The organism is Pokkaliibacter plantistimulans (genome assembly GCF_003194385.1).
Classification (GTDB): domain Bacteria; phylum Pseudomonadota; class Gammaproteobacteria; order Pseudomonadales; family Balneatricaceae; genus Pokkaliibacter; species Pokkaliibacter plantistimulans.
This window is the reverse complement of sequence record NZ_LAPT01000129.1, coordinates 25,305-35,110: the sequence shown is the minus strand read 5'-3', so window position 1 is coordinate 35,110 and position 9,806 is coordinate 25,305. Positions and strand designations below refer to the sequence as shown.

The window sequence follows — 9,806 nt, the reverse complement described above, 5'->3', positions numbered from 1 at the left end:
ACAACGTGGTGGGTTTACACATCTAGCACCCGTTCTCGAAGCTCATCGAGTAGTTTTAATCTTACTTGTAGTTCATCTAAAACTTCTTTTGCTAAGTCAAGACTCCAGTCCGCTAGGATATTGTGAAGGTTGTCGATTTGGCTGGGGTCGAGATCATGTAGCTTACTAATTAGGGAGTATTTGGTATCTGATTGTTCCATTTTTATTAAGACGCTAGAAAGCTTGAGTAAATCTTTTTCATTCAGATTTGTACATTCACGTTGGATTTCAGATACAAACTCCTCCCAGCGTTCAACACGTAAGGGAGTTAATTTTCTCAACTCACCTGAGTGTGCATTTTTAACATTTAAAAAGGCTCTTTCTCGTTTTTGTTTTGTTTGTTCAAATATATGCTCTTTAACAAAATCGAAAACTTTTGTACGAACCTCTGTAAATTCTTGGGTGATATTGAAGCCAGTCCAATCTTTCTTTACTGCGTCTGTGGTGGCAAGAAAATCAACATTAATGATAAAAGTATGGCGCTTAGCTTCGGACGATCTTCCATCGATTATTTCATCAAAACCATAGCTCTTCCAATCCGCCTCACCTACTAATCGACCATTTACATGCCATGCAATACCATGTTGTTTGGTGGTTTTATCTGCATCATTGGTATCGATTACTATTATTTTAATAATTTTGTTTGATTCAATTTTGATGTTGTGGCTAGTGATATTGTCATCGGGAATATGTGAAAAATTTACTTTTACGCCATTTACTATGCAGGAAAATGAAGGGTCGGTTAGAAATCTCATGCCTATCTCAGACCTTATCTCTTCTTCTCCAATTCGCAATGAGGATTTTTCTCTAGAAAATATTTTTGTCCCTATTTTTTCAGTAAACGTACTTGGCTTATTCTTGACTAATAAAAAGGGATATTTCCCCTGTCCCGGCCTTATCTGATATTCGATATGCTCTTGATCTTTATTTGACGCAACGTAGTAAGACTCACCAAAGCAAAACCCGGCAAACCTGCCAACTCCATTTTTTCCAAAGACAGTTCGATTTTTATTGTTGACTAAAACAGTATTTCCTTGGGACTCATGACGATCATAGACAAGAGTTCTCCATCTAGATGTAAATTCTTTATCAGTTAAACCGCAGCCATTATCCTCAATGGAAAATAATTGTTCATTCTCTTTGGTAGGCCAAATAATTTTAACCTCACTAGCACCAGCGTCCCATGCATTAGCCACAAGTTCGACAATCGCGACTTTTGGATCATTTAGTATCGCTTTTCCAACGAGTTTCTCTAAAAAATTTGGTCCAAAAAGACATGGTTGTTCCATTTGTATTTTTTCCTTTAATTCGACTACATGATGCTTCGCTAAGAAGAAAGTCGCTTAGCAGTTTGTCCCTAATATACTACTCATGGTTGGCGTAAATTTGAGAAGCTTAATAGCTGCTATTAATGCTCTTCGCTGTAATCACCTACTAGAACTCCAATGCGTGTTTTAGTAAAAATATTAAAATTAGGGCTGCAAGCTCCGATGTAGTGCTTGGCGTAATGGATAAAGAAGAAGTATGCCTAGGTGAAAAATATATGCCACTTCCTGCTTTATTTAAACCTAGGAGTGCTAAATGAAGTGAGCTAAATTTTGGCAGAGTTTCTTATTTTTGCACTAAAGTTTGCAGGTAGAGATGGAGCATTCTTCGAGAACTAGGCGTCACTCAATAGGTTTTTCCGATTCATCTATCAGCATGCAGTGCTTTTTAGGCACAGGTTTTATAGGATGGCCGCTATGTAATGTATGTATAAATCATTGATAAATATTATTTTTTACTAAATTTGTTCAAGTCTAAAATGCCATCACCACCCCATAACAAGCAAAATTCCATGCCGGAATGATGTCTTGCCAAATCTTCGTTTGAGTCCGTTTCAGCAGGCGCTGATACTGTCGGCTTGGGCGGACAGCTGCTCTCTGGCCGGGTGAACCCACTACCCGCCGGGAGGACGCATTAAGCCCTTCTATCCGCTCTGCCTATAGCGCTGAGTGCTATCCATGCTTGCCGTGAGCGCCGTCGTTATCTGCCATAACAGCGCGATAAAGGCCGTTATTCCATTCAATACCTGTTTATTTCAACAGCAGCGTGCCGTCATTTATTTGATAAATGCTGGGCGTTCTCTATTCCTTAAATAAAGAGTCATAACCATTATTGCTGGGTGAATTCAGTGAAAATACAAAGTGAAAGGGTGAAGAGTATCCAGAGTTCATCCAGCCTGACCATCTCTGCCATTGCGAAGGAAATGGTAGCCCGCGGTGAACCCGTTATTGACCTGAGTATTGGCGAGCCAGACTTCAATACGCCTGCCCATATTGTCGAAGCCGCGTATCAGGCCATGCTGGCCGGGCAGACTCGCTATACCGCGCCTGCAGGTACCGAAGCGCTGCGTCAGGCGGTCGCTGACAAGTTCAGACGGGAGAATGATCTCGCCTACAGCGCGCAGCAGATCAGTATCGGCAATGGCGCCAAGCAGCTGCTGTTCAATGCCTTCGCTGCGACGCTGGAGCAGGGTGATGAGGTCATCATTCCGGCGCCTTACTGGGTGTCTTATGCCGATATCGTGCGCCTCAATGGCGGTGTGCCAGTCGTGATCAACTGCCCCGAGCAGCAGGGTTTCAAGCTGACGCCGCAGCAGTTGCAGGCTGCTTTTACGGAGCGCACCCGCTGGGTCATGTTCAACTCCCCCTGCAATCCCACCGGCATGATCTACACCCGTGAGGAATTCGCCGCGCTGGGTGAGGTGCTGTTGCGGCATCCTGACGTGCTGATTCTGTCCGATGAAATCTATGAGCACATCGCATTGGGCAATACGCCGTTTGTGTCCTTTGTGCAGGCTTGCCCGGCGCTGAAAGAGCGCACCATGGTGCTTAACGGTGTATCCAAAGCCTACGCCATGACCGGCTGGCGGCTGGGCTACGCCGCTGGCCCGCAGGAGTTGATCATGGCGCTGAACAAGCTGCAGTCACAGAGTACCGGCTGCCCGTCGGCTATCTCTCAGGCCGCTGCACTGGCCGCGTTGCAGGGTCCGCAGGATTTTGTGCGTGAGGCCACAGCAGAGTACCGCGCCCGGGGTGAGCTGGTGGTGCGTGCCCTGCAAAGCATCAGCGGGCTGACACTGGCCGTACCGGATGGCGCGTTCTATGCCTTCCCCAACTGTGCTGCCTATCTGGGCAAACGCACTCCGCAGGGCCAGCTGATCAGCACGGATACTGAGCTGGTCCGCTATCTGCTGGAAGAGGGTAAGGTGGCCACGGTGCCCGGCTCAGCCTTTGGTATTGATGGCTATATTCGTCTGAGCTTTGCCACGTCGAGAGCCAATCTGGAAGTGGCGCTGGGGCGGATTCGCGACACGCTGGCAAGCCTCAGCCAGTAAGCGTTTGTTTACACTTTGAGGTCTGCCGTTGCTTAGCCGGGTAGCTGCCGTTACCCGGCTAATCTGTCTCTGCATATCTGACTGCGCCCTCAGCCCTCGGCGCTGCTGTCACTCAGTTGCGCCAGCATCTGCTCGTTCAGTCCCCCTTCCTGCAGCTGCATGGCTGTCTCCATACAGGCCCTGAGCAGGGCATTCTTGCTGTCTTCATCGGTCAGCGCACGGGCAATGGCCATGCCGCCTACCATCAGCGCGGTAATCGCCAGTGAGCGTTGCTGGCGGCTGTTCACATCACCACTCAGGCGTTCCTCCACCGGCTCCAGACCGGCTTCGATCACATTGCTCAGGCCGTGAAACACCCGGGTGTAGGCATCGCGCACGCCCTTGTCCCGGTTGGCAATGTCGGTGGAAAGAAAGGCCATGGGGCAGGGGAAGAACTGCAGCGCCAGGTGCTCGTCACTGAGATAACTGCGGATCACCTGACGGGTGGTTTGCGCCGGATCGCGGAGGTTTTCCAGCACCTTGTTGACCGCACTGTGGCGGCTGGCGGCAATGATGGACTCGCGATACAGCTCCTGCTTGGAGCGGAAGTGGGCGTAGAAGGCACCACGGGTGAGGCCGGCGGCTTCCATCACCTGATCGATGGAAACGGCATCAAAGCCTTTGGTGGCAAAGAGTTCGGCCGCGGCGCGGACGATACGCTCGCGAGACTGCTGCTTGTGGGCGGGGGCGTAGGGCATGGGGTGGCTCTCTCTGTACTGATCGTCTGCCGTCACTGGCCAAGTATAGAGGCTGAGGGGAAGGTTAAATATGTTCTTTAACATATTTTGATGGCACCTATGATGATTACATTCCAAACCGGCTGTTAAGCGTTGCTTGCTGCCATCCGTGCAATCCACAGGAGGCTTTACATGAAACCGACTCTACAGACCCAACTGGTCGTTATCGGCTCTGGCCCCGGCGGCTATTCGGCGGCATTCCGCGCTGCTGATCTGGGGATGGAGGTGACGCTCATCGAGCGTTACAGCGAACTGGGTGGTGTCTGTCTCAATGTCGGCTGCATTCCGTCCAAAGCCCTGCTGCATGTGGCGCAGATTCGGCGGGAAGTCAGCACGGCGGCTCATGTCGGCTTGAGCTTCAGTGATAACGGGGTGGATCTGGACAAGGTGCGCGCCTTCAAGCAAAGCAGCGTCGACAAACTCTCCGGTGGTGTGTCGGCCATGGCCAAAGAGCGCAAGGTGCGGGTGCTGCAGGGTTATGCACGCTTCAGCGGCAGTCATCAGTTGCTCATCGAGCAGGAAGATGGCGTGCAGCTGTTGCAGTTTGAGCAGGCCATCATCGCTGCAGGCTCGCGCAGTGTGCAGCTGCCCTTTATTCCCCATGATGATGCGCGGGTATGGGATTCCACTGCGGCACTGGAGTTGCGCAGCATACCGCCGCGTCTGCTGGTGATCGGCGGCGGTATCATCGGCCTTGAGCTGGGCACGGTATACCAGTCGCTCGGTAGTCAGGTCACGGTAGTGGAAGCCTCACCGCAGCTGGTGCCGGCGGCTGACAAGGATCTGATCGATATTTTCCAGCGCAGTAATAAGGACTATCTCACGGTACTGCTGAGCACCAGGGTGACGGCTGTTGAGGCGCGTGCCGATGCGCTGGGCGTTACGCTGGAAGACGCCAAAGGCCAGCCTGCTCAGCAGGATTTTGATGCCATTCTGGTGGCAGTGGGGCGGCGCCCTAACGGCCTGCTGCTGGATGCTGACAAGGCTGGCGTCAAGGTGGATGAGCGTGGCTTTATTCCGGTCAGCAAACAGATGCAGACCAGCCAGCCGCACATCTTCGCTATTGGCGATATCGCCGGTGAGCCGATGCTGGCCCACAAGGCCACCCATGAAGGCCATGTGGCGGCTGAGGTCGCGGCGGGCCACCGGCAGAGTTTTGATGCGCTGGTGATTCCGTCTATTGCCTATACCAACCCGGAAATCGCCTGGGTCGGGCTGACCGAAAAGCAGGCCAGACAACAGGGGCTGGCTTATCAGGTCGCGGCCTTCCCGTGGAAGTTCAATGGCCGTGCCATCGGTGCGGATCGCGTCGATGGTAAAACCAAGCTGATCTATGACGAGGCCACCGGCAGACTGCTGGGCGCCGGTCTGGTGGGCATCAATGCCGGTGAACTGCTGGCCGAACTGACCCTGGCCATCGAGTTCGGTGCCACGGTGGATGATATTGCCCTGACCATTCATGCCCATCCGACTCTGAGCGAATCGGTGGGGCTGGCGGCGGAACTGGCCGTGGGCACCATTACCGATCTGCCCAATCCCAGAGCCAAGAAAACCGCGAAGTAACGAACACCCGGCACTGCTCGTACAGAGGGTGCCGTGCTGTCATCTTTAGCAGGTCGATCTTAATTTAAAGAGGTTGACCATGAACCAGGTAGTCACCCCTCCTCCCAGTGCAACGGATCCTGTGGCTGGCAATCTGACAACAGCGGTAAGGAAAGTGGGCGCAAACGGGTGATGGTGCTTGCCGCACCGATCTGCATTTCGAGCGTCTGGCAGAACAGCTGAACGCTGCCCGATAGCCGCCCATGGACTTTAGCAGTGAACTGCAGCCATGGCCGTTCGCGAGGCGCATTGATCTTCAGTAGGTGAATATTTTCAGGTGTGAGAGGACAACCAGAATGAAACGTATTGTGGTGACCGGCATGGGTATGGTCAGCCCGTTGGGCTGCGGAGTGGAGACGGTCTGGCAGCGGCTGCTGGCGGGCAGGTCCGGCATCGCGCTGTTGCCCGACGCCATTACCGAAGATATTGCCGCCAAGGTGGGCGGCAGGGTGCCAGCCAAAGCAGACGATGCCGAGGGTGGATTTGATGCCGACGACTGGGTGCCCGGCAAGGAACAGAAAAAGATGGACCGCTTTATCCTGTTCGCCATCGCCGCTGCCAGACAGGCGCTGCAGCAGGCGGGCTGGGTAGCCAGCACGGCGCAACAACAGGAGCGTACCGCCACAGTGATTGCCTCCGGCATCGGTGGCTTCGGTGCCATCGCCGATGCGGTACGCACCACCGATGGTCGTGGCCCACGACGGCTGTCGCCCTTCACCATTCCCAGCTTTCTGGTCAATCTGGCAGCCGGTCATATTTCCATTATGCATGGCTTCAAGGGGCCGCTGGGTGCGCCGGTCACGGCCTGTGCCGCGGGTGTTCAGGCAATCGGTGATGCCGCCAGAATGATTCACGCCGGTGAGGCGGATATTGCCGTCTGTGGTGGTGCCGAAGCCTCCATTGATCGGGTCAGTCTGGCCGGGTTTGCCGCTGCGCGGGCGCTGTCGACAGGCTTCAGTGACAGCCCGGAGCAGGCTTCCCGTCCCTTTGATCAGGCCCGCGATGGCTTTGTCATGGGCGAAGGGGCAGGCGTGCTGGTGATTGAAGAGCTGCAACATGCGCTGCAGCGTGGTGCGACGCCCATCGTCGAGCTGGTGGGCTATGGCACCAGTGCCGATGCCTATCACCTGACGGCCGGGCCGGAAGACGGCAATGGGGCGCGCCGTGCCATGGCGCTGGCGTTACGGCAGGCGGGCATTGAGGCTTCGGCGGTGCAGCATCTGAACGCTCATGCCACCTCTACACAGGTAGGTGACAAGGGCGAGCTGGCAGCCATTCGCGCCCTGTTTGGCGAGTCATCACAGGTGGCTGTTACATCCACCAAGTCTGCCACAGGCCATCTGCTCGGTGCTGCCGGAGGGATCGAAGCAATATTCACGGCGCTGGCCATCCGCGATCAGATCGCTCCAGCCACGCTCAACCTGCAGCAGCCGGACGAAGCCGCCCGGGGCATTGATCTGGTACGCGACCAGGCCCGGCCCATGGCTATCGAGTACGCGCTATCCAATGGCTTCGGCTTTGGTGGGGTTAATGCCAGTGTGCTGTTCCGGCGCTATGGTGGGTGATTTAATCTGGCGTAGCTGTTCAGGGGGCAATCACTGAACAGCTATTGATGATGGTTTCCATCATTGTCTGTGCATTCGCCATCGCATCAGCTGGCATCGTCTCTGTCATCGGCGTAGCCAGCAGTTGGTAGACAACCGCATAGTTTTTTACTCGCTCGGCATAGAGACCATGTAGCGCATGGGCTGTGCCATTCAGCGCGGATGTATGTGCCAGATGGATATGCGACTGGTGAAACGGGATTGATGTGCTTGATTCGACCTTTTCTATCAATTGCGCTTTCTCGGCTGCTGCCAGCCAGTTGCTGAACGCCTTCTGGCTAAGCTGCGTATTCGAGTCACTGGTGGTGGCATCCTGTAATAGCGGTGTTGAGTGGGTTGGAAGAGGTGTGCCTACGACAGTAAGTGACCAGTACAGCTCTGTATCAGAGAATTCTGACTGGTAAGCAGTACTTTGTTGAAAGAGGGATTGTGTAAAGTTCACACTTTTATTTGTGGAAACGCACGCAAGGCTTGCTGCCTCTGCAGAGGCTGAAAGGGCAAAAACTATAAAAATATATTTGAACTTCCCAAGCATTACTGACTGTCTTCGCGTGACTGGATTTTTTTTGTGGAGGAATGGTTTCTTTTCTGAATGGCGATGTGAATTATTGAAATAATAGATATGTTTAGTAAGGCTATTAGTAGGGCGTTATAGTCTTGCAGATTTGTGTTTATTTCTCTTAAAGAGAAGTTGTTTAGTATTATGGCTGCGCCGGAAATGCTAGGAATAAAAACCGCTACCAATAATGGTAGCAGTTTTTTTGATTGGCCTAATGGCTCTGAAAAGTAGAGTCGACTAGATGCGTATAATAAAAAAAGGCCAATAATAAACAGAAAGTAAGTGAGCATTAGCCAAGGTCATCCGCAGTTAATAGTCCACGGGCAAGAAGCTCTTTTTTCGCTGCCTCTGCGTCAGATTCTGAGAACTTTTTCATGACGCTTGCAATCATAATCGCAACAAAAAAACCTTTAGAAGCTGTTTGCCTTAAGGCGTTAGAAGAAATTTTTTTGAATAAGGCGTCAACCGCAGGGTTGCTGACAGCTTCTTTTAGATATCCCGTAACGCCTTTTTGAGACACTAAGTAAATGGCGCCTGCAATTGATGCTGCATCTTTAGGTGTATCTATCGTTATAAACCATGTGCTGAGAAAATCAGCCACTGACTTGTTGGTTTCAAAAAATGAGCGTAGTTCAGTGTCTGATAAACACCATGGATTCCAGTATGGCTGTGCAATATTTTGTGCGATCAGATTTGATACTTTTCCAAAGAACTCTCTATTACCGAGTGCCTGCGCTTGTTCAAGGACACTGCTTTGAGAGTTTCTATTCAGTTGCCTATAGAGAACAATTCCGGTGAGTATTGGAAGAACGCTTTCTCGATTTGCTCTTATAAAGGGTATGTGAGAGTCAAACTTAATCAGTTTTGCTAAGGCTACAACAGGCTCTAATTTAAAACTCTCAATATTGTAATGGCGTGAAGCTATATCGTTGTTTGACATCTTAAATCTTTCCTTAGATTAATTAGTCCTTTGTACGGCCAAAGATACTAAAAATGTGGTGAGGTGGTGTCAAGTATTGGCTTGTTTCTATCCTGTGATGAGTGCTATCGGAATTTGAATTTCCTTGAGGATTTCAAGAGGGCTACGGCTTTCTGATGGCCTGTAGCCATATCCGGTATTAACTATTCGGTCACTATTTTGAGTCCAGCTCTTCCTTGATCCACGCCCGCGTTTGTTCCAGCAGTTGCTCCGACAGCGCCGGGTCGGTGACGCTGCGTGACAGGCTCAGGGCGCCGACCATGGCTGACAGCATCACCGCAGCATGGGGAGCGTCAGCATGGTCACTGTGCAGCATGCCCAGCAGGCGCTCAACAATCTTGTCGGTGGTGGCGCTGGCTTTGCCCAGCTGGCCCATTTCTATCGACATGGTAGGCAGCGGGCAGCCTTTTTCGGGGGTGTCGCGGTGTTTGGCAGACAGATAGCTATCCACCAGCTTGCTCACGCCACCTTCCTCTTCCTGTTTTTTACTCCAGTAGTCGCTGCTCTGTTGTGCCGCTGTCTGCAGGGCCTGTTCGACCAGATCATCCTTGGATTTGAAGTGGGCATAGAATCCGCCATGGGTCAGCCCCAGAGCTTTCATCAGCGGTTGCAGGCCCGTGGCGGTAATGCCATCGCGGCGGAAGCGGCGGGAGGCTTCCTGCAGAATCTGCTGGTTGGTTTCCGCTTTGTGATCTTTGGAGTAGCGCATGGTCGTTTCACTCCTGCAAATGGTCCGCTAGACAGTGGAAGGGCGGTGAAATGGTATGTTGATCGTCATTCTACACCTAAGGTCGAACAGAAACCCACCAGCCATCGGCGTAGGCTGCTTTTTCTATGACGATAATCATATAAATCCTGCCAACCATTA

The 9,806-nt window shown here is 52.0% G+C and carries 8 protein-coding genes; 3 read left to right on the top strand and 5 right to left on the bottom strand.

The genetic code is table 11. The annotated features are described in order from the left end of the window. Nucleotides 1-14: 14 nt before the first annotated feature. Complete coding sequence (locus WH50_RS23265; RefSeq protein ID WP_110189584.1) at nucleotides 15-1,328, bottom strand: ATP-binding protein; 1,314 nt, start codon at nucleotides 1,326-1,328, stop codon at nucleotides 15-17. Nucleotides 1,329-2,233: 905 nt separating this feature from the next. Here WH50_RS23265 and WH50_RS23260 point away from each other — a divergent pair. Next, entirely contained in the window at nucleotides 2,234-3,418 is a 1,185-nt protein-coding gene (locus WH50_RS23260; protein WP_243410245.1) for a pyridoxal phosphate-dependent aminotransferase, read from the top strand. Between the two features lie 89 nt (nucleotides 3,419-3,507). Here the strand turns inward: WH50_RS23260 and WH50_RS23255 are convergent, their stop codons facing one another. After that, nucleotides 3,508-4,155 carry a TetR/AcrR family transcriptional regulator gene (locus tag WH50_RS23255; RefSeq protein ID WP_110189582.1) on the bottom strand — a complete coding sequence of 216 codons (648 nt, stop codon included), beginning with the start codon at nucleotides 4,153-4,155 and terminating at the stop codon, nucleotides 3,508-3,510. Nucleotides 4,156-4,326: 171 nt separating this feature from the next. On the opposite strand from WH50_RS23255, the gene lpdA reads away from it, so the two are divergent. Continuing rightward, nucleotides 4,327-5,757 (top strand): dihydrolipoyl dehydrogenase, encoded by a 1,431-nt coding sequence (lpdA, locus tag WH50_RS23250; protein ID WP_110189581.1) that lies wholly within the window; start codon nucleotides 4,327-4,329, stop codon nucleotides 5,755-5,757. A 335-nt stretch (nucleotides 5,758-6,092) separates the two neighbouring features. Further along, nucleotides 6,093-7,361 carry a beta-ketoacyl-ACP synthase II gene (gene fabF / locus WH50_RS23245; RefSeq protein WP_110189580.1) on the top strand — a complete coding sequence of 423 codons (1,269 nt, stop codon included), beginning with the start codon at nucleotides 6,093-6,095 and terminating at the stop codon, nucleotides 7,359-7,361. Between the two features lie 19 nt (nucleotides 7,362-7,380). Here fabF and WH50_RS23240 read toward each other — a convergent pair whose 3' ends face one another. The 3 genes from WH50_RS23240 to WH50_RS23225 all read right to left on the bottom strand — a co-directional run bounded on the left by WH50_RS23240 (nucleotide 7,381) and on the right by WH50_RS23225 (nucleotide 9,647). Then, entirely contained in the window at nucleotides 7,381-7,935 is a 555-nt protein-coding gene (locus tag WH50_RS23240; protein WP_110189579.1) for a hypothetical protein, read from the bottom strand. A 313-nt stretch (nucleotides 7,936-8,248) separates the two neighbouring features. Beyond that, nucleotides 8,249-8,899 (bottom strand): hypothetical protein, encoded by a 651-nt coding sequence (locus WH50_RS23230; protein WP_207780448.1) that lies wholly within the window; start codon nucleotides 8,897-8,899, stop codon nucleotides 8,249-8,251. A 193-nt stretch (nucleotides 8,900-9,092) separates the two neighbouring features. Continuing rightward, a complete protein-coding gene (locus WH50_RS23225) occupies nucleotides 9,093-9,647 on the bottom strand; it encodes a TetR/AcrR family transcriptional regulator (protein ID WP_110189577.1) in 555 nt (184 codons plus the stop codon). Nucleotides 9,648-9,806 lie beyond the last annotated feature (159 nt).

What these genes read in the sequence shown, in the direction of transcription:
- WH50_RS23265 (WP_110189584.1), bottom strand. Translation starts at nt 1,328, where the DNA reads ATGGAACAACCATGTCTTTTTGGACCAAATTTTTTAGAGAAACTCGTT.
- WH50_RS23255 (WP_110189582.1), bottom strand. Translation starts at nt 4,155, where the DNA reads ATGCCCTACGCCCCCGCCCACAAGCAGCAGTCTCGCGAGCGTATCGTC.
- lpdA (WP_110189581.1), top strand. Translation starts at nt 4,327, where the DNA reads ATGAAACCGACTCTACAGACCCAACTGGTCGTTATCGGCTCTGGCCCC.
- fabF (WP_110189580.1), top strand. Translation starts at nt 6,093, where the DNA reads ATGAAACGTATTGTGGTGACCGGCATGGGTATGGTCAGCCCGTTGGGC.
- WH50_RS23240 (WP_110189579.1), bottom strand. Translation starts at nt 7,935, where the DNA reads ATGCTTGGGAAGTTCAAATATATTTTTATAGTTTTTGCCCTTTCAGCC.
- WH50_RS23230 (WP_207780448.1), bottom strand. Translation starts at nt 8,899, where the DNA reads ATGTCAAACAACGATATAGCTTCACGCCATTACAATATTGAGAGTTTT.
- WH50_RS23225 (WP_110189577.1), bottom strand. Translation starts at nt 9,647, where the DNA reads ATGCGCTACTCCAAAGATCACAAAGCGGAAACCAACCAGCAGATTCTG.